Consider the following 19,515-nt stretch of genomic DNA (forward strand, 5'->3'; position numbering starts at 1 on the left):
GTGCGCCAGAGGGAGCGGGGACGGTAGACGCGTGCTCCGTACAGCGGTTATACGCGTTGCGTATCACCCCCTCCTGGAGCAGGCCCGCATGCCCACCCCTTCGAAGCCGGCCCGGCGGCGCGGGGCCCCGCCGAAGCTCCCCGTGTCCGCCAGCGCCGACCGGCTGGAGCTGATGCAGACGTTCATCCGCATCGTGGACGCGGGGAGCCTGTCCTCCGCCGCCGCGCAGCTGGGCACCACGCAGCCGACGGTGAGCCGCCGGCTCCAGGCGCTGGAGCGTTCACTGGGGCTGCGGCTGCTCCAGCGCTCCACCCACGCCATGAAGCTCACCGAGGACGGGACGCGCTGCTACGAACGGGCGAAGGAGCTGCTGGCCAGCTGGGACCTGTTCGAGTCCGACCTGCGCGGCGCGGGCGACGAACCCGAGGGGCGGCTGCGCGTCGTGGTGCCGCACGCCTTCGGACAGGAGCTGCTGGTGGCGCCGCTGACGGAGTACCTGGGCCGTCATCCGCGGGTCTCCGTCGAATGGCTGCTGCATGACCGGGCGGTGGACTTCATCGCGGATGGCATCGATTGCGCGATCCACGTCGGCGAGGTGCAGGACCCCAGCGTGGTGGCGATCCGCGTGGCGGAGGTGCCTCGCATCGTCGTGGCCGCGCCGTCGGTGGTGGCGGGAGGCCCCCTGCCGGAGCATCCCGACGCGCTCGCGAGGCTGCCCTGGCTGTCCCTGCGCACGTTCTATCGCAACGAAATCCCGCTGACCCATGTGGCCACCGGCGAGGTCCAGCCCATCGTCTTCCAGCCGCGCGTGAGCACGGACAGCCTCTATGCCCTGCGCAGCGCCGCGGTGAAGGGCCTGGGCGTCTGCGTGGGTTCGTCCTGGGTGCTCCAGGAGGAGCTCCACCGCGGCCGGCTCCTGCACCTGGTGCCGCAATGGCAGGCCGCGCCGCTGCCCATGTATCTGCTCTATCCCGCCGCGCGCTTCCATCCGGCGAGGCTGCGCAGGTTCGTGGAGTGGATGCGGGAGAGGATTCCGGCGGCCCTGGCGGTGGCCACGCGCCCTGGCTATCGGGGGGTGGGCACGAGACCGTAGAGGGTGGTGATCTCCCGGGAGCGCGCGGCGTGCAGGGGATCCGCCTTGTCCTTCGCCTTGGAGTGCCGCGCCGGCGTGGACTCCTTCCACACCACCGTCAGGCCGCAGCGCTCGAACTGCTCCTCGAGCCACCCGGGCGGACGCAGGCCCAGCAGCACCGCCAGGTCCGAAAGGAGCAGCAATCCCTCTCCCCCCGGGTTCAGCGCGGCGGGGAGCCCTTCGAGGAAGCGGCGCAGGAACTGGCTGTCCTCGTCGAACACCGCGCGGTCCACCCGGTTCTTGGGAGGTTCTGGAATCCAAGGCGGGTTGCAGACGACGAGGTCCGCCTTTCCTTCCGGGAACAGGTCCGCCTCCGTCACCTGGAAGCGCTGGGAGAGCCCGAGCCGCTCCGCGTTCTCCCGTGCGCACGCCACCGCGCGGGAGTCGCAGTCCGTGGCCTGCACGAACGACGCTCCCTGCTGCAGGAGCAGGAAGGAGAGCACGCCGGTGCCGGTGCCCACGTCGAACACGCGTTGGCCGTTCACGTCCGGCACCGCCGCCAGCAGCTCCACGTAGTCCGTGCGCGTGGGCAGGTAGACGCCGTAGTGCGGATGGATGAGCCCCTTCAGCCCCGGGACCGCCAGGCCCTTGCGCCGCCACTCCGCGGCCCCGAGCATGCCGAGCAGCTGCTTGAGCGGCACGACGGTGAAGTCCTCCGTGGGCTCGCCCCAGACCTGCCGGCACGCCTCCGCGACGTCCGGCGCGCGCGCGAGGTCCAGGCGGTAGCCGCGGTCCAGCGCGACGACGATGCGCGACAGCGTCGCGTGCTCCTGCTGCCGCGCGCGGCGTTCGGCCCGGAACGCCTCCAGCGGTGTGCGGGCCTGCCAGGGCCGTTCAAGCCGCCGGCCCAACGCGCCCAGCAGCTGCTTCGCATTGTGGAAGTCTCCGGTGTAGCGCAGGAACTCGCCCCGGCGGACGCGCTTGAGCGCGGCGTCGGCGCTGAGGCCATCGTCCACGGGAGACAGGCGCGTGGGCGCGGGCTCGTCACTCTCCGAGTGCCAGGTGAACGCGGCGCCGGGCGGAAACTCGAAGGGCGAGGCGGTGGGGCGGCGGGGGCGATCCATGGCCCTGGGGTAGCACGTCCTCGGCCCTCCGTCAGGACTCACGGCACAGCCGGTCCACGAACTTCAGCATCGTCGGCATGCGCGATGAGCCATGCATCCGCCGGATGTGCTCCGCGGCGGTCGCGGTCTCCATCCCAATGGCGGTGATGAGCAACGGTCGCAGGCTCTGCCCCCGCACGATGGGGAGCGCTGACCCCGTGGTGACGTAGGGCGTCTTGGCCACGCCGATGACGGGCACCGAGCGGCAGAGCGCTTCGTACAGGTGGGCGCCCAGGCCGGGCTTGTCCTCCCCGAGCCACACGTAGCCATCCACGACGATGGCCTCCAGCGGCTCCTGCACGTCGGCGAGCACCCGCAGCAGGTGCGGCAGCTCGCGGCGGTAGAACTGGCCGGGCTCGTAGGGGGCCGCGATGGGGCCCCGGTCCACCCAATGTCCGGCCTCCTTGGCGTCCGTCCACGCGCGGAAGAGGACACACGCGGCCACGGTGACGTCGGGGCGGTAGTCCACGTCCACACAAGCGAGCATCCGGATCTCCTCGGCAGTCCCCCCACGCTACAGCCGATCCACCGGACACTGGAGTCCTCAATGGAGGCTCGGCCTGACCAGGCGGCCTGGGGAATCGTGGCAATCCGCTACTCGGCGGGCGCGCGGACGAAGAGCGCCTTGCCTGCTCGAATCGTGCACTTCACGTCGGCGAACCGCCGGACATCCGTGGCGGGATCGCCGTTGAGCACCACGAGGTCTGCGTCGAAGCCCGGCTTGACGCGGCCCCGTCGCTCGGCGGCGCTCCAGCGCGCAGCGGGGGCGGTGGTCAACGATGCGAGGAGCTGCATCGGTGTCAGCCCCGCGTGGGCCATGAGGACGTATTCCTGCGTCGGATCCAGGTCCGACATGTACCCGGCGTCGGTGCCGAACAGGACCTGGCCACCCGCGCTGGAGAACGCCGCGAGCTGCCGTTCAGCGCTCCCCACGAGGCGGTCGCGCACGTTCGCGGGCACGTCCTCCTTGGCGAGCTCGTACCCCCAGAGCTGCAACGTCGGCACCACGGAGACGTGGCGCGCGACCATCTGGCCGACGAGCTCCGCGCTCCACTCGGACTTCGGTGAATCGATGGTCGTGTGCACGATGACGTCGACGCCAGCCTGCACGGCGGCGCTCACGCCCTCGGGGTCGGTGGGGTGCACCATGACCAGGCCCCCCCGCTGGTGGGTTTCATCCGCCGCGGCGCGAGCGACGTCCGCGGCCATGCGCCGGATCTCACCACCTCCCTGGGGCGTGGCGACGAACAGCTTGGTCCCCTTCGCGCCGCCCCCGACATTCTCGCGGACGGTGGCGCGGGCCTCCTCCGCCGACGCGGGTTGCGGAAGCCGCGCCAGCAGCTCGGGCGGCAGGTCCCGCAGGTAGAAGGGAATGCCCTTCTCCGGATACATCGGGGAGCCAACGGTGAGGATCGCCGGCCCCTGCAGCTCGCCCCGCTCGATGCGCTGGCGAAGCGCCTCGGTGTTCGCGGGGTCGGAGCCGGTATCGACGACCGTCGTGAAGCCGAAGCGCGTGGTCATCCCGCTCAGCGGTGGCTGAAGCTCGTCGCGCGGACGGCTGCCGGCTCCGGCGAACGCGGCATCCGTGAAGTGGACGTGGCTGTTCTGGAACCCCGCGGTGATGACCCCGCCGCCGCAGGCGTCCTCGAGCCGCACTCCAGGGGGCGGAGCCTCCGGCGCGGAACCCATGGCTTCGACTTTCCCGCCGCTCACGACCACCCAGGCGTTGTCCAGCGGGGGCGCGTCCGGAGCCACATAGAGCCGCGTGCCCGTCAGGAGATAGCGATCCGTGGGTGCCGGACGCTGGCTGGACGCGCAGCCGGCGGAGGCCAGAGAGAGAAGCAGCGCGACCCGTTTCATGATGTTCACCTCGCTGATCCGAACCGTGCCCCCAAGCGCGGAGCCCGTCAAACGGCCGCTGCATGGGGCCGGCGCCTGATATGACTTCAGCCATGTCCCTGAGGCACGTCTCGCCGCTCCTCGCGCTCCTGCTGTCCGTGCCTGCCGGTGGCCCCCGGGCGGCGGCTCCGGCGCCCTCCCGCTGCGCCCAGGTCCCCTTGTTCCAGCGTTATGCGCGCAGCGGCATGGTGGAGTCCCTGCCTGGAAACAAGGTGCGCCTGACGGCGCTGGCGGACGTCCACGGCGCGGACTGCGGCACCTCGGACTGCTACTTCACGAAGGTGCGGGCGGTGTTCCACTTCGCGGAAGGCAAGGGCTGCCACGTGCGCGAGGTGGAGGTCTCCACGGAGGAGGGCGGCTGCATCCCGGAGGGTGAACGTGCTCCGCCGAAGCGGGAGGCCTTCCTCCCCCAGGGCCCCGCGGACGTGGCCGACCCGGCGCTGGGGCAGCTCACCCTGCGCACGCGCAAGGCGGACCGTGCGCTCGTCCTCCTCCCGAAGAACCTCTTCTACTTCACGGACGTGAAGGCGGACGCACCGCTCCACACCACGCTGCCCACCGATGCGGAGGGCGAGGACGCCTGCTGCTGGGGCGCCTCCATCGCGGAGTCGCACTTCCGCGCCGAGTGATATTTTCGGTATATTCCAGTTTCTCTGAATGAAATTGACTTACGGGTTTCGGCGCTCGCAATGTCTCCCCGTCGCCAACGCTGGCGACAGGGGGAGCACACCATGCCGAAGTCGAAGCAACTCGCGTCCTGCCTTGCCCTCGCGCTGGCCACGGTGTCGCCGGTGGCCCTCGCCGATTCGGCGATCTACGGCGGCGGTCCGTTCTATTCCGGCGGCACCGCGGTGATGAACGACCTGCGCGGCTCGGGCTTCACCACCGTGATCCTCTGGAGCTTCCACATCGAGGACAACGGCGACCTCGTCTACAACGACATCCCGGTGGTCCGGAACGGCGCCTATATCGGCGATGCGGCCTGGCCCACGCGGCTGGCCACGCTCAAGACGGCGCCGACCTCGGTCAATCGCATCGAGGTGTCCATTGGCGCCTGGAGCGTCCCGGACTTCGAGCGCATGGCCCGGCTGGTCAACGGCACCGCCGCCGGCTGCGGCAGCACGCTCGTCTGCGGCACCGGCACCAACAGCATCCTGTACCGCAACTTCCAGGCGCTGAAGGCCGCCACCGGCGCCGACGCGGTCAACTTCGACGACGAGAGCGCCTACGACCTCGCTCCGACCACGCAGTTCGGACAGATGCTCATCAGCCAGGGCTTCAAGATCACCTTCGCGCCCTACACCCAGCAGACCTTCTGGCGGAACCTCCGGAACAACCTCGGCTCCGCGGTCGACGGCATCTACCTTCAGGTCTACGACGGCGGCGCCGGCAACAACCCCGCGAGCTGGAACACCGCGATGGGCATGACCGTCGACCCGGGCCTGTGGTCGCGACACGGCACCAACTGCGCCAGCGGCGACAGCCCGGCCTCGGTGCAGACCCGGATGAGCAACTGGAAGAGCACCGCCGGCATCAACGGCGGCTTCATGTGGCTGTACGACGACATCCAGAAGTGCGCGGCGCAGGGCACGAGCGCGCAGTACGCGGCGGCCATCAACACGGCGGTCAGCGGCAACACCCCGCCCGTGGCCAACTTCGGCGTCACCGTGAGCGGCCTCACCGCGACCTTCAGCGACGCCTCCAGCGACAGCGACGGCACCATCACCGCGCGCAGCTGGAGCTTCGGCGACGGCAGCGGCTCGACCGCGACGAATCCCAGCCGGGTCTATGCCAGCGCCGGCAACTACACCGTCAGCCTGACCGTGACGGACAACGGTGGCGCCAGCCACACCCGGACGCAGACCGTCTCGGTCGGCGCGGGCTACGCCAACCTGGCGCTCAACAAACCGGCGACCGGCTCCACCGCCTGCAACAGCAGCGAAACGCCGGCCAGGGCCGTCAACGGGAGCGTCTCCGGCGGCACCACCGACAAGTTCTGCTCGCTGGTGTCGGGCGCCTGGATGCAGGTGGATCTCGGCTCGGCGCAGACGGTCAGCAGCTTCACCGTCCAGCATGCCGGCGCGGGCGGCGAAGCGAGCACCTGGAACACCCGGGCCTTCACCCTCCAGACCTCCACCAACGGCACGACCTGGAGCACCCCGGTGACAGTGACCAACAACACCGCCAACACCTCCACCCACGCCATCAGCGCCACCTCCGCGCGCTACATCAAGCTCAACGTCACCACTCCGTCCCAGAACGGCGACCCGGCGACGCGCATCTACGAACTCGAGGTTCGCTGACCGACCCTTCCCAATTCCGGGAGGGGGTGGAATCTCGACAACAAGTAAAAACTGATAAATAGGACTTCCAAGTCTTCGCAGACCTGGAGGTCCATCGATGAAGAACCCCCCGTTGTTGTCCGCCGTCGTCCTCGCCGCGCTCGCGGCGGGGTGTGGTGAAGAGCGCTCCGACGGCCCCCTCGTGGACGAGGCCCCGGTGGCCACGTCCACGGGGGCGCTCGCGTGCAGCACCCGCATCACCTACGGGGACCGGTGGATCCACCCCGGGCACCCGGAGCAGTTCGACATCGCGAGCGGTCTGGTGACGTGGGACGGCAGCTGCGTCAACGAAGGCACCAACTCCTACGCGGTGTTGTCGAACGGCTGGAAGCCGTACTTCACCGGGTCCAACGCCTGTGTGATGGCGCTCGACACCTCCGACTGCTCCGGCGCCACGGCCTGCTCGACGCGCGTCACCTACGGTCCGGCGTGGCTGCACCCCGCGGGGCACCCGGCCCAGTACGACGACGTGGGCGGCCGCGTGTGGTGGGACCGGGGCTGCACCAATGCGTCCCCCAATTCGTACACGGTGCTGTCGAACGATTGGTCGCCGTACTTCAGCGGCAGCAACGCGTGCGGCATCTCGCTGCGCTACACGGGCTGTGGCGGGCTCTATCAGAACCCCGTGGTGCCGGTGGACTGCGCGGACCCGGGCGTCATCCACGACGGCACGCAGTACGTCGCGGCCTGCACGTCCGGGGGCGCGGCCAACGCGTTCCCGCTGCGCACGTCCAAGGACCTGGTCACCTGGACGGCCGCCGGCAACATCTTCCCCTCCGCGCGCCGTCCGACGTGGGCCACGGGTGACTACTGGGCGCCGGAGATCCACAAGGTGGGCAGCCGGTACATCGCGTACTTCACCGCGCGCCACCAGGACGGGAAGCTGTCCATCGGCGCCGCGACGGCCACCAGCGCGCTGGGGCCCTTCACGGACCTGGGCCATCCCCTGGTGCATGACGCGGGCATGGGGATGATTGACGCCACGTTCTTCTACGACACCGCGGGCGTGCCGTACCTGGTGTGGAAGGCGGACGGCAACGCGGTGGGGCAGCCCACGCCCATCCATGGCCAGACGCTGTCCGCGGATGGGCTGTCGCTCACCGGCACGCGCCGCACGCTGATGAGCAACACGCTCGGCTGGGAGGGCGGCGTCGTGGAGGCGCCGTGGGTCGTCGCGCGGGGCGGTTACTACTACCTCTTCTACAGCGGCAACTCGTACGCCAACAGCACCTACGCCGTGGGCGTGGCCCGGGCCACGAGCCCGCTGGGGCCCTACACGAAGCTGGGCAACCCCATCCTCAAGACGGGCGGCGGCTGGGTGGGGCCCGGCCACAACTCGGTCGTCAAAGGACCCGGCGGGGACACGGTCATGGTCTACCACGCGTGGAACAGCTCCCACACGGCCCGGGTGATGCTCGTGGATGCCATCACCTGGCCCAACGGCTGGCCCGCGGTTCCGGAAGCGCCGTCCTCCGGTTCGCGTCCGATGCCGTAGCGGCCCTCTTCAGGCAGGGGACCGGCGCCTGGCCCCTGCCTGAAGACGCGTTGTCACCCGGCGTCCGTGATGCGCGCCAGCAGCTCGCTCAGCAGCGCGCTTTCGCCCGGGGTCAGGACGGAGAGCCGGTCCAGGGAGGCGCGCAGCGTGGTGGCCGCTGAACGGACCTCCGTGTTCGCCGGAGGGGCGGCCTCGCTGGTGATCGCGGCCACGACCGTCTCTCGCGCGGCATCGGACAGCCCGAGGTCGCGTTGCCCTTCCGGCTGGCGCAGGAGCGTGAGCACCGCACCGTTGCACATCGACGACACGAGGCCGAGCGCCCGCTCCTCACTGACCCGCAGCCGGCCGACGCCGCCGCTCACGGCGTCGCAGGCGCTGGACTTCGGGGAGCTGTGCGACGTCGCGTCGGGCATCCTCGGACGTCCCCTCCGTCGAAGCTCCGTGTCGGAGGACGCGATGCGCGCGAAGCTCGTGGCGGGCGGCATGCCCGCGCCCGGGGTCGGCATCTCGCTCGGCCTCTACCGCGCGAGCCGCGACGGTGAGTTCGCGGCCGTGGACCCCACGCTGAGGCAGCTGCTTGGACGCGAGCCGAAGAGCATGCGCGAGCTGCTCGCCGGGAAGCTGATGGTCAGGGAGCGGGGATGAACCGGAGCTCTCCGGGACGCAGGGGCCCCAGGTACTTCAGCCACTTCTCGTACGCGCTGTCGTACGAGGCCCGGCGCACGTAGACGTCACCCGGATCGCGTCCAGCACCCAGGGGTCCATGCCCGGCACGGGAGCGGAGCCGGCACCGCCCGAGGCCTCATGCAAAGGCCCCGGGCGGCGTGAGGCTCACGTCACTGCATGATGGTGACGATCTGCGCCTGGCAGGTGTTGATGTCGATGAAGGAGTTGGCGTTGTCGACGGTGCAGATGGCGCCGCCATAGGTGCCGTAATAGACCGTCGCGGTGCAGGTCCCGGCGGAGTCCGCGATGTCCACGCGCCAGACACACGTCTTCGCGCCGGCCGGGTTCGCCGGGTCCACCGTCCAGTAGTACTGCTGGGAGAACGACGGGGCCGGCGCGGGGGCGCTGACCTGGAACCCGCCCAGGGTGGCGGTGGGCACGGGATAGGGCGTGAACACGCCGTTGAACGTGCCGTTGATGGTCTGGAGGCCCAGGGAGACGGTGGCGCCGCTCTGGTTGGAGACGAAGAAGTTCTCCAGGGCCGCGCCAATGGAGGCGCCGCCCTTCACCTGCTGAACTTCGAACGCGCCCTCGCGAACGCTGACGTACTCGCTGCGCTGGGAGAGGAAGTCGGGGAACCCGAGATCGGCCGGAGCGGCGAAGGCAACCGACGGCGCGAGGGACAACAGGGAGGCGGCCAGGAAACGCTTCACGTTCCTCGTCATGGACTACTCCTGAGTTGATTGTGTGGGGTTGGCCGAAGCCGAGGCATTCCTAGCACTGGTCTTGATTTAACTGCAAATCAGAACGCGCAAATCAGGTTATTCCTGTGGGCGCGTACGATTGCGTCCGGGCCGTGTTGCACATTGCCTGGGAGGCCTGGCTAGGGGATTTCCACGGGTCTGTCCCTACACGCCGCCTGGGGTCGGAGCGCCCCCGCTCGCCGGGTAGGCAGGCGAGCGGGTCAAATACATACGCGCCTTCGCATGGCTTCAATCAATGGCAGTCGCGATCGGAGTGGGCATACGCGGCTCAGCCCACGACGGCCGTGGCTTCGAGCTCCACGAGGACGCCCGGCTCGAAGAGCACGGAGACTCCGATCAGCGAGGCCGGCGCCGGAGAGATCTTCAGCTCCCTGGCGACCTGCTCGATGCCGGCGAGGAAGTCAGGCATCCGCTCGCGCTTCCAGTCGACCACGTAGAACGTCAGCCGGACGACGTCGTCGAACGTCGCTCCGGCCGCCGCGAGGGCGATGGCGACGTTGCGGTAGGCCTGCGCCACCTGTCCGGCCAGGTCGCCGCGAGCGACCAGCTGGCCCTCCGCGTCGTACGCGACCTGTCCCGCGATGTGCACCTGCCGGGTGCCGGTGGCGATGGCCACCTGCCGGTACACGTCGGGCTTCATGATTCCGTCGGGGTTGAGCAGGGTCACGGGCATGGATGAGCTCCAGAGGGGATGCGAGTGCCGGACTCGTATACCGGGCCCATTGACGAACAGCGTTCCCCTCTCCAGCGACGCGGTCGCTACAATCGAGCGCCCTCGATGAAACGCGCCCACCTGGATGAGATCTTCGCCTTCATGTCCGTCGTGGACGCGGGCAGCTTCGTGGGCGGCGGCGAGGCCCTCGGCCTGACGCGCTCGGCGGCGGGCAAGGCCCTGGCCCGGCTGGAATCCCGCCTCGGGGTGCGCCTGCTCAACCGCACGACACGCCAGCTGAGCCTCACCGACGAGGGCCGCGTCTTCCATGAGCACTGCCAGCAGGTCCTCGCGGCCCTGGACGACGCGGAGGCCAGTGTCGGGCAGCGCACGGGGACACCCCGAGGGTTGCTGCGGCTCACCCTGCCCGCCGCGTTCGGCAGGCTGCATGTCCTCCCCTTGCTGCGGGACTACCTGCGGACCTGGCCGGAGGTGCAGGCGGAGGTGAGTTTCTCCGATCGCGTCTCGGACATCATCGAGGAGGGCTACGACCTGGCCGTGCGCATCAATGCCTCCAGCACCGATACGCGCCTGGTTTCGAGGACCGTGGCCCGATACCCGGTGTTCGTCTGCGCGGCGCCCGCCTACCTGGAGGCGCGCGGCGAACCCCGCACGCCGGAGGACCTGTCAGCGCATGAGTGTCTGGTCTTCAGCAGCCGGACGCGACGGCAGCACTGGCAGCTGCGCCAGAAGGGCGGCGCCACGGTGAAGGTGGAGGGACGCAGCCGCCTGCGGCTCGACAGTGGCGAGGCGATTAGGGACGCAGCCGTCGCGGGGCTGGGCATCGCCTATCTTCCCGGCTTCCTGGTCGACGAAGACCTGGCGAGCGGGCGGCTCAAGGCGCTGCTTCCGTCCGTTGAGACGGAGCAGGTGCCGATCATGGCGCTCTACCCGAGCAAACGTCACCTGCCAGCGAAGGTGCGGCGCTTCATCGACCTGATGGTCGAGCAATGGAACGCGACCGTCACTGCTCGATGAGGAAGGAGTTGCTGATCACCGCCTCCTCGACGGTCCGCCCCTGGGCGTCGGTCTCCCGGGTGTTCACGTCGTGCACGATGCGGTACTCCCCGGCGGCCAGCTCCGAGGGGAGCGTCAGCGAACCATGGGCCCGGGCACCGGCCTTCAGCGGGTACTCGATGGCCAGGCATGCCACGTTCTCGCCCAGGTGCGGTGTGTGGCTCCACCCGGTGTCCTCCCGGCGCTCGAGTCGCACAAGGCAGAGGTTGTAGCCCACCTCGCGGGTGCCCTCGTTGCGCAGCTCGAGCCGGACGGTGTCACGGGGCTGATACGCAGTGGCGTCCGTGGAGAGGGAGACCTCGACCTCCCCACACGCCACCAGCAGCAGGGTGAGGGCCATCAACGGAAGTGTGAGTCGCATCGGCATCCTCCTGGGGTTGAGTCCCGGCGCTGATGCAGCTGTCAGGCCATGGCCATCCCATCGTTTTCCGGGGGGCATGCCTCTCAGTTATTTGAGAGCCCCGGCCCGCGACCACGAAAAAGCCCCACCTCTCCGGCGGGCACCGGAGAGGCGGGGCAGGGGGCCCTCCACGTCAGTCCATCACTGCCCGTCGAGCCTGCCGTCCAGGTTCCGGTCGAGCGCGATGCGCGTGCCGGAGCCCGGAGGCACCGCGGTGAAGGTCACCTCCTGGCCCAGCGTGTTCGCCCGCGCGCGCAGGGCCGTGGTGGTGAGGTTGGCGGTGCCGTCGTCCGGCTTCCACGTGCCGGCCACGCGGTCGAAGAGGAAGCCCTTCACGCGCGTGCCGATGGCGGCCTTCGCCACCAGGTCGGCCTCATACGTGGAGCCGCCGAGGATCTTCGACACGAACGGCGCCTTCGCCCGGGCGATGAGCAGGTCGATGCGCGCTCCCACCGCGGAGGCGTTCGTCGACGTGAGCGTCACCTGCTGTCCGACGATGGGCGCAAGGTCGGAGTCCACCGCCATCATGTAGGCCTCCACCTCGCGGCGCTCGGTGTCGCTCCGGAAGCCCACCAGGGGCCCGCCGATGCTGGTGTTGGAGAAGACGATGGCGCTGAAGAAGCGGAACAGCGTGTCCACCGCGCCGTCGTGCGTGTAGCCGAAGCCGCGGATCTGGTCGCCCGTGGGGCCGGTCTCCGAGTGCTGGAAGAAGCTGCTGTCCGGGAAGCCGAACATGCCGACCTTCGTGTACATGTTGCGCACGTGGGGAATCTTCATGATCTGGCTGATTCCCTCGAAGCTCGCCTGACCGTCGGTGCCGAAGTGGCCCTGCGCGGCGTCGATGATGTGACAGCCATTGCAGTTGAAGCCGGTGTTGGTGCCAATCGCCAGGCCGTCCACGCGGCGGCTGCCGAAGTAGAAGTCGCGGCCGGCCGCCTGCGTGGACGTGAGCGAGTTGTCCAGCTTGCGGATGGGGTTGGGCGGCAGCTGCACCTGGAGCTGGTAGTTCGTGAACTGGTTCATCTCCGCCTCGGTGGGCTGATCCACACGGCCGAGCAGCCCCGGGAAGGCGACGACGAAGTTCTTGAACGACAGGGCCTCGTCGTACGAACCCGAGCCGAAGAAGCCCGTCGACCGGTCCCCGCGCCAGTGCATGGCGCCGGAGGTGGACATGCCGCGCAGGGTCTGCGTCGTCATGGGCCCCTTCATCGGGTGGAAGGAGTTCTGGTTGCCGGTGCCGTTCACGTCCGAGCTCGGGTGGCCGGTGAGCAGACGGAACGCGCCAATCTCCAGGCTGCTCGCGAGCCGCTTGTCGATGCCGTTGGCCGTCACCGGGTCATCCGGGTTGCCCAGGTCCCAGGCGAGCTCGTCCTTGTCGCCGAAGATGTGGCAGCTGGCGCAGGAGGCCTCTCCATTGGCCGAGGAGAAGTTCGCGTCGTAGAGGAACGGACGGCCCTGCACGACGGAGGCGGGCTCCGGGTTGTAGAGGGCCGCCGAGGCCAGCTGGCTCTTCGTGGCCAGGTCGATGACCTTCACCGCGTTGTCGAAGCGGGTCATCACGTAGAGGCGGTTGCGCGCCTCGTCCAGCACCAGGCCGCTGGGGCCGCCGCCGCTCACCGGGATGTAGTTGGCGCTGGCCGTCCGGGGGTTGAAGGTGTCCGCCTCCAGCGCCGCGGTGTCGAAGACGCCGACCTTGCTGGAGCTGAACGCGGCCACGTACAGCTTCGCGCCGTCGCTGGAGAAGGCCATCTCCGTGGGAGTGGAGAGGCTGTGGTTCTTCACCGTGGGGTCGAAGCCGGGTGAGCCGGCCAGCTTCGAATAGTCGATGTGCTTGTTCAGGTGGCGCGGAGACACCGTCGTCCCCTTGATGACGGTGATGCGCATCTTCGCGATGTTGCCCTGCACCGTGCTGCCGCCGAAGGCGCCGGGGCCCTCGAAGCGGGTGTGGTTGTTGGCGTCGCTGTTGGTCGCGTACACCGCGCCCGTCTTCGGGTGGGTGGCCAGGTTGAAGACCGTGGTCCCCACGCCCGTGTAGAACGCCTTCTGCTGGAGCCCGTCCGCGTCGATGGCGAACACGTCCTTGTCCGGAAGGTTGAAGCGCACGCCGTTGTTCCAGCTGCGGCCGAGCGTGTCCTCCCAGCGGCTGAGGGCGCTGTTCCACTTGACGATGAGGCCCGTCTCCGGCGCCTTCGCGCCCTGGGCGTTCGTGGACGGCCCGGGCAGGCCCCCCAGGAAGAGGTTGTTGCCCCACGGGAACGAGTCCGGCTGGACCAGGCACACGCCCGCGCTGCCAAAGCCGTTACACACGCTGTCCATGTTGACGGTCGTGGTCCGGTTGCCGGACTGGGCGATGGCCGCGTAGACCGTCTTCTTGTCCGGGCTGACGGCGAGTCCCCGCGGCGTGTCGCCGAAGAGCGTCAGGATGCGGACGGGCGTGCCTCCCAGCGTCGTCCCCAGGGCGGCGGGGTTGAAGACCCAGATGTCCGCGCGGCCCACGCCCGGCGTGGTGAGCTGCGGATCCCCCGCGCCGGGCACGGAGGCGATGGACGGATCCGTGCGCTGCTGGCCGCGGTGCGCGGTGGTGATGAACGCATTGCCGTTGGCGCCCGCGAACACGATGTCGCGCGGCTCGTCGCCCACGAGCAGCGTGCGCACCACGCGCGGCGTGCCGCTCACGCTCACCACGCTGACGCTGTCGGACAGGTGGTTGACCACCCAGACCTCGGTGTCGTTGCGCACGGCGACGGAGACCGGCTCCAGGCCCACCGGCACCTCCGCCGCGAGCGACAGGCCCGCGCTGGTGACGTTGAAGACCTCCAGGCGGTTGTCCGGCGTGTTGACAGCGAACAGCTTCGTCCCGTCCGGAGAGAGGGCCAACGGACGCACGTGCGCGCTCTCGAACTCGATGAACGAGGGCGCCTGGGCTGCGGCGGGGGAGGCGACGAACAGCGAGGTGGCGGCGCACAGCAGACCGGCTCGGGCGCGCCACCGGTTCTTGCTCGGGCCCACTTGCGGGGTACGGACCATGGGGATCTCCTGGGTGAGCGGGTAAGAGCTGCGCACTCGGGATTACCAGTGAGGCCCGCGACATCGCCCCCTCCGAAGGGAGGGGCAGGGGGAGGGGAGTTGTGACGCGTTGCGGTGTTTGATGTTTGACATTGGATGCGTCAGCGCCCCGGTCTTCGTCCGAGCGGACCGTGGTCTACTTCGCATTGCCATCGGTCTCAGGGGGAACGTGCCCATGGGCGATCCGCTCTCGCACCTGTTGCCGACGAAGCTCTCGCCGCCGCGGACGGCGTCGGTGCTCGTGTCGCGGAGCGCGGCGCTCCGGAAGATTGAACGGGGGGTCGGCGGCACGCTCGTGCTCGTGACGGCGCCGCTGGGCTCGGGCAAGACGACGCTGCTGACGCAGTGGTACCGCGAGGTGGGCGGCTCGCGGCTGCTCGCGTGGCTGTCGCTCGACGAGCGGGACAACGCGCCCGAGCGCTTCTTCTCCTACCTCGTCGGCGCCATCCGCCGCGCGGCGCCGGAGTTCGACGCGTACATCGCGAGCCAGCTGGACGCGCAGGTGGCGCCCCCGCTCGACCATGCGACGACAGTGGTGCTGCGGAGCCTGTGGAACCTGGGGCGCGAGCTCGTCGTGGTGATTGACGACTTCCACGTGCTGCGGGAGCGCTCGCTGGTGCGGGCCTTCTCGTACCTGCTGGACCACGCGCCGCCGCACGTCCATTGGATCGTCTCGTCGCGCAGCCCGCCGGAGCTGGACCTGACGAAGCTGAAGCTCACCGAGCAGTTGGTGACGCTCGACGGCCGCGACCTGGGCCTGGATGGGGAGGCCATCCACGAGCTGGGCCAGCGCCTGTGCGGCGCCGCGCTCCGTGCGGAGGACGTGGAGTACCTGCGCGCGCGCACCGAGGGCTGGGTGGCCGGCGTGAAGCTGGCCTTGCTGACGGCGGGCGAGCACGCCAGCGTGAGCGACGCGCTCCGCAAGGCCGTTGGCTCCAACCACGACGTGGCGAGGTACCTGGCGGACGTGGTGCTGCGGGAGCAGACGGAGGAGGTGCACGCGTTCCTGGTGCTGAGCTCGGTGGTGGACCGGCTCAACGGGGAGCTGTGCAACGCGCTCCTGGGCATCACGCAGGGGCCGGCGCTGCTGGCGGAGTTGGAGCGGGCGCAGCTGTTCATCCAGTCGCTCGACACGCAGCAGCAGTGGTACCGGTACCACCCGCTGTTCCTCGACTTCCTGCGCACGCAGCTCGCGTGCACATATGGCGACCGCATCCCCCGGCTGCACCGAGCGGCGAGCGCGTGGTTCGCCGGGCACGCGCTGCCAGACGAGGCCCTGACGCACGCGTTCGCTTCCGGGGACCGGAGCTGGTGCCTGGAGCTCACGGCCCGCTGCGCGGAGGCGTGGATGCGCGAGGGCGAGATTGCCTCCGTGCTCCATTGGACGGCGAAGCTGACGGCGGAGGAGACCTTCCACGCGCCAGCCATCTGCGTCGCGCGCATCGCGTGCCTCATCCTGTCCCGAGGCTTCGCGCCTGCCTCCCTGGCATTGCAAGACGCGCAGCGCCGGCTCCAGACGGCCTCGGCCGACCCGGAGCGCGAGCGGCTGGCGCGACAGCTCTCCCGGCTCGCGCTGCTGCACGCCGTCCTGTCGGACTCGGCCCCGGCGTCTGACATTGAGTTGGAGGCGTCACAGGGGGACGAGGACCCGGACGTCTTCATGGCGGGTGCGGTGCTGGCGGCGAAGGCCTACCAGGCGCTCCGGCAGAACCGGTTCGATGCGATGCGCAGGCTCGCGTCCGTCGCGCGCGAGACGCTGGCCGGACTGAACAACCCCTACATGGTGGGCTACACGGACGTCCTCATCGTGCTGGCGGACCGGGCGCAGGGGCACATGAAGGACGCGGTGGACCGGTGCGAGGCGGCCTTCGAGCGCGCGAGCCGCGGGCGGCGCAACCCGGTGTGGGTGAACGCGGCGACGGCGCTGGCCAACACCCGGTACGATCAGAACCGGCTGGATGAAGCCGAGGCGCTCTGCATCGAGGTCCTCCCGCTCCTGTCGCAGGCGGCGGTGTTCGAGACCTTCGCGGTGGCCTACCTGGTGCTGGCCCGCATCAAGGTCATCCGAGGGAAGTACGCGGAGGCCTGGCAGCTCTTGGACTACCTGCACAGCGTGCTCGAATGCGGGCACCAGACGCGCTTCCTGGCCCACGTCTGCGGAGAGAAGATCCGCCTGTCGCTGGTGGAGCAATCCCCCGCGAGGATGAAGGCGGTGGCGCGGGAGTTCGACCTGGGCGAGCGCATGCGCCGGGGCGAGTGGAGCGAGCGGCGCTTCTACGACGAGACCTGGGAGCAGCTGGGGGTGGCGCAGGCGTGGGTGCTGATGGCGAAAGGGCGGCACGACCGGGCGCACGGGCTGTTGGAGACGCTGCGGGCCAGCGCGCATGACGCGGGCTGCGTGGCCCGGGAGACGGCGCTGCTGGCGGCGCTGGCGGTATGTCATTGGCGCGCGGGCGACCCCTCGGCGGCGTTCGCCGCGGTGAACAGGGGCTTCGCGCTGGTGCCCCGGTTCGGCTTCAGCCGGGGCGTGTTCGACGAGACGCCGGGCTTGCAGGAGGTCATCGTCGCGGCGGCCACGCAGCGGAAGCTGAGCCACGTGCTGCCAGCGCGCTACACCCAGCGGTACCAGGACTTGCTGTCCCTGGGCCCCAGCGGGCCAGCCGGGATCGCGCCCCTGCCCAGCGCGCCGCTGGAGCCGCTGACCGAGCGGGAGCTCCAGATGCTCAAGCTCCTGGCCCAGGGGCTGAGCAACCAGGAGATCAGCGAGCGCTCCAACGTGGCGCTCTCCACCACGAAGTGGCACCTGCGCAACGTGTTCTCGAAGCTCGAGGTGACGACGCGCACCGCGGCCATCGTGAAGGCGCGGGAGCGGCTGGCGCGGAACCTCTAACCGCGTTCGTCCTTGACCGTCGCGGCGTTCAAGAGCCGGGTGGGATCCTTGTTGGCGAGCGACACCAGTCGATTTCAGCGAAGCGGTCCGCGTGATTGAGACCGTATTCCTGCTTGTTGCGTGGCATCACCTGTCCCTTACGCCGCGCGGGAGAGCCCCCGCCGCTCCAGGAAGGCTTGCAGCTCGGGCCACCGGGCGGAGAGGAGCTCGAAGTCGCCGGGGCGCACGGGCTTCAGGGACGCGAGCGCGGCATCAATGGCAGTCGCGTGGCTCGCCGGGTCCAGGGCGTCCAGGGCGAAGGCCCGGAGGAGCTTGAGCCGGCGGGCGTCCCGCCCCACCAGTGCATCCGCTTCGCCCGCCCGCGCATCCATCGTGGACACGGCGGCGGCGGGGTTGCCTTCACGGCAGAGGAGCGCGACCTCCGGCAGCAGCGCGTAGATGGGGGGCAGGTCGCCGTTGCGCTTGCGTCCCTCCTCCAACCAGGCGCGCGCGGAGGCCAGGTCCCCCTCCGCGAAGCGCGCCATGGCGATCAAGGCAGGCATCCACCGGTGCATCGCCGGGACGGAGCTCCTGAGCTTTCCGGATCGCTCCGCCGAACCGAAGAGCTCCAGCGCGCGCCCGGTGTCCCCCAGCGCCAGCTGGCATTGACCCATCATGGCGACCGACACCGCCCGCTGTGGCCCCTGCGTGGCGCGGCGGGCGGCCTCCTCGAAGCGGCGGGAGGCTTCCTGTTCGTCCCCCGCGCTGAAGAAGGAGACTCCCTGGTGGTACGCCTCCGCCCAGCGACGGAGCCGCCAGTAGAAGAAGGCGAACAGCGTCAGGAAGACCGTGACGAGCAGCGGGATGAAGAACCGCGGCCCCCCCAGGGCCTCCCGAGCCGCCTCCTCGCCGCGGCTGACGGAGAAGAGGTTGTAGGCGACGAGGAAGATGGCGATCCAGACCCCCCATGCGACGACCCGGTGGGGCGCGATGAATGGAAAGGGTTTGAGGTGGGACTCTTTGGGCAGGGGCAGTTCGTTCACGGAGCCTTCACCCTAACACCCCCTGGCCCTCCGTTCAGTCACCCGACTTTCTCGCGAAGAGGGTGAGGGAAATTCCGCCCGGATTTCGTTGATGGGCCATCACCCAAACCCCAGACGGGGGAAGGACGGACCATGAAACTCCGGATGCAGTCACACCCGTGGACGGGCGCGGCGCTCGCGCTGCTCCTGCCCGCGGCGGCACTGGCGAACGAAACCCACGTCTATGGCATCGCCAACTTCGGAGGCGCGGGGCAGTGCAGTGCCGAATCGCACCCCGTGCACACGAAGACGGCGGCGGAGTTCGCCAGCTACTTCAACTCCCTCAAGAGCTCCGGACACTGGTCGGATGTCCAGACCATCAACAACGCGGGCGTGCGCGCGGACATCTGGACCGACGCCTCGAAGGCGGCCGCGGTCGACGCGAAGGACACCCAGGCCAATGTCGGCGTGGACGACGCGAACGTCCTCTTCGTGCACACCCACGGCGGCCACAACGAGGGGGCCCTTCGCAGCTGGCTCGTGATGGGGAACAACGTGGATGCGTGCTCCGCCGTCACCGACACCCACATGCGCCTGGGAAACGGCAAGCTGAACATCGCCGTCGTGAAGGCCTGCCAGTCTGGCGACTACCAGGTCTGGAAGCAGGGCGGGTACCAGACGCTCGTGACACCCTCCAGCGGCTTCAGCATGTGGAATGCCTTTCACGGTGACTCGGCGTGCGGCAACTTCGTGAAGCGTTACGTGAGGCGCTACGTGGCGAACTCGCGGGTCGATGGCGTGGGCGAGAACTGGATTGACGAGGCCTACAGATGGAGAGCATTCAAGAACAACGACGACTGCCCGGTGTCCATCGTCTTCGGCGCAACCGAGGCGCAGAGCGTGGCGATGTACGAGGCCGGCGGCTGGAATGACCGCAAGAACACCGGCAGCAAGGTCGGCTCCAACATCGCCTACGTGGGGGGCTGCGACCCCGACAACGGGCAGAAGCTGCCCGACGAGTGACCGCC

Annotated in this window: 17 protein-coding genes; 8 read left to right on the forward strand and 9 right to left on the reverse strand. The window is 69.5% G+C overall.

Annotated elements, in window-relative coordinates; translation table 11 throughout:
* Positions 1 to 88 precede the first annotated feature (88 nt).
* Positions 89 to 1,093, forward strand: a complete 1,005-nt coding sequence (locus D7W82_RS04280) for a LysR family transcriptional regulator (RefSeq protein ID WP_233587287.1) — start codon at positions 89 to 91, stop codon at positions 1,091 to 1,093.
* Here D7W82_RS04280 and D7W82_RS04285 read toward each other — a convergent pair.
* The 3 genes from D7W82_RS04285 to D7W82_RS04295 form a co-directional block, all read right to left on the reverse strand.
* Entirely contained in the window at positions 1,066 to 2,196 is a 1,131-nt protein-coding gene (locus tag D7W82_RS04285; RefSeq protein ID WP_120617096.1) for a class I SAM-dependent methyltransferase, read from the reverse strand. The two genes, D7W82_RS04280 and D7W82_RS04285, sit on opposite strands and share 28 nt — an antisense overlap.
* Before the next feature lie 31 nt (positions 2,197 to 2,227).
* The gene (locus D7W82_RS04290; RefSeq protein WP_120617097.1) at positions 2,228 to 2,722 is read right to left on the reverse strand and encodes an endonuclease V; all 495 of its coding nucleotides are present in this window, start codon (positions 2,720 to 2,722) and stop codon (positions 2,228 to 2,230) included.
* Positions 2,723 to 2,829: 107 nt separating this feature from the next.
* Positions 2,830 to 4,095 (reverse strand): amidohydrolase family protein, encoded by a 1,266-nt coding sequence (locus D7W82_RS04295; RefSeq protein WP_147439221.1) that lies wholly within the window; start codon positions 4,093 to 4,095, stop codon positions 2,830 to 2,832.
* A 92-nt stretch (positions 4,096 to 4,187) separates the two neighbouring features.
* Between D7W82_RS04295 and D7W82_RS04300 the strand changes: the two genes are divergently transcribed.
* From D7W82_RS04300 to D7W82_RS04310, 3 genes are all read left to right on the forward strand, one after another.
* Positions 4,188 to 4,763, forward strand: coding sequence for a hypothetical protein (locus tag D7W82_RS04300; protein WP_120617099.1), 576 nt, complete (start codon positions 4,188 to 4,190; stop codon positions 4,761 to 4,763).
* A 102-nt stretch (positions 4,764 to 4,865) separates the two neighbouring features.
* On the forward strand, positions 4,866 to 6,437 hold the full coding sequence (locus tag D7W82_RS04305) for a PKD domain-containing protein (RefSeq protein ID WP_120617100.1): 1,572 nt from the start codon (positions 4,866 to 4,868) through the stop codon (positions 6,435 to 6,437).
* A 97-nt stretch (positions 6,438 to 6,534) separates the two neighbouring features.
* The gene (locus D7W82_RS04310) at positions 6,535 to 7,971 is read left to right on the forward strand and encodes a glycoside hydrolase family 43 protein (RefSeq protein ID WP_120617101.1); all 1,437 of its coding nucleotides are present in this window, start codon (positions 6,535 to 6,537) and stop codon (positions 7,969 to 7,971) included.
* A 53-nt stretch (positions 7,972 to 8,024) separates the two neighbouring features.
* Here D7W82_RS04310 and D7W82_RS04315 read toward each other — a convergent pair whose 3' ends face one another.
* Complete coding sequence (locus D7W82_RS04315; RefSeq protein ID WP_199727674.1) at positions 8,025 to 8,384, reverse strand: hypothetical protein; 360 nt, start codon at positions 8,382 to 8,384, stop codon at positions 8,025 to 8,027.
* 43 nt (positions 8,385 to 8,427) lie between these two features.
* On the opposite strand from D7W82_RS04315, the gene D7W82_RS40895 reads away from it, so the two are divergent.
* Complete coding sequence (locus D7W82_RS40895) at positions 8,428 to 8,616, forward strand: hypothetical protein (protein WP_199727675.1); 189 nt, start codon at positions 8,428 to 8,430, stop codon at positions 8,614 to 8,616.
* Positions 8,617 to 8,807: 191 nt separating this feature from the next.
* Here the strand turns inward: D7W82_RS40895 and D7W82_RS04325 are convergent, their stop codons facing one another.
* Together D7W82_RS04325 and D7W82_RS04330 are read right to left on the reverse strand one after the other, a co-directional pair.
* On the reverse strand, positions 8,808 to 9,362 hold the full coding sequence (locus D7W82_RS04325) for a hypothetical protein (protein WP_120617102.1): 555 nt from the start codon (positions 9,360 to 9,362) through the stop codon (positions 8,808 to 8,810).
* A 307-nt stretch (positions 9,363 to 9,669) separates the two neighbouring features.
* Positions 9,670 to 10,074, reverse strand: a complete 405-nt coding sequence (locus tag D7W82_RS04330; RefSeq protein ID WP_120617103.1) for a RidA family protein — start codon at positions 10,072 to 10,074, stop codon at positions 9,670 to 9,672.
* A gap of 105 nt (positions 10,075 to 10,179) precedes the next feature.
* Here D7W82_RS04330 and D7W82_RS04335 point away from each other — a divergent pair, with 105 nt between their 5' ends.
* Positions 10,180 to 11,091 carry a LysR family transcriptional regulator gene (locus tag D7W82_RS04335; protein WP_120617104.1) on the forward strand — a complete coding sequence of 304 codons (912 nt, stop codon included), beginning with the start codon at positions 10,180 to 10,182 and terminating at the stop codon, positions 11,089 to 11,091.
* On the opposite strand, the gene D7W82_RS04340 is transcribed toward D7W82_RS04335, so the two are convergent.
* Positions 11,078 to 11,491, reverse strand: a complete 414-nt coding sequence (locus tag D7W82_RS04340; RefSeq protein ID WP_147439222.1) for an immunoglobulin-like domain-containing protein — start codon at positions 11,489 to 11,491, stop codon at positions 11,078 to 11,080. The two genes, D7W82_RS04335 and D7W82_RS04340, sit on opposite strands and share 14 nt — an antisense overlap.
* A 180-nt stretch (positions 11,492 to 11,671) precedes the next feature.
* Positions 11,672 to 14,557, reverse strand: a complete 2,886-nt coding sequence (locus tag D7W82_RS04345) for a YncE family protein (RefSeq protein WP_120617106.1) — start codon at positions 14,555 to 14,557, stop codon at positions 11,672 to 11,674.
* 214 nt (positions 14,558 to 14,771) lie between these two features.
* Here D7W82_RS04345 and D7W82_RS04350 point away from each other — a divergent pair, with 214 nt between their 5' ends.
* Positions 14,772 to 17,486, forward strand: coding sequence for a LuxR C-terminal-related transcriptional regulator (locus D7W82_RS04350; RefSeq protein WP_120617107.1), 2,715 nt, complete (start codon positions 14,772 to 14,774; stop codon positions 17,484 to 17,486).
* 137 nt (positions 17,487 to 17,623) lie between these two features.
* Here the strand turns inward: D7W82_RS04350 and D7W82_RS04355 are convergent, their stop codons facing one another.
* On the reverse strand, positions 17,624 to 18,508 hold the full coding sequence (locus D7W82_RS04355; RefSeq protein WP_120617108.1) for a hypothetical protein: 885 nt from the start codon (positions 18,506 to 18,508) through the stop codon (positions 17,624 to 17,626).
* A 132-nt stretch (positions 18,509 to 18,640) separates the two neighbouring features.
* Here D7W82_RS04355 and D7W82_RS04360 point away from each other — a divergent pair, with 132 nt between their 5' ends.
* Positions 18,641 to 19,510: a hypothetical protein gene (locus D7W82_RS04360; RefSeq protein ID WP_120617109.1), complete on the forward strand. Its 870-nt coding sequence runs from the start codon at positions 18,641 to 18,643 to the stop codon at positions 19,508 to 19,510.
* Positions 19,511 to 19,515: the final 5 nt, after the last annotated feature.

The organism is Corallococcus sp. CA049B (genome assembly GCF_003611685.1).
In the GTDB taxonomy this organism is placed as follows: domain Bacteria; phylum Myxococcota; class Myxococcia; order Myxococcales; family Myxococcaceae; genus Corallococcus; species Corallococcus coralloides.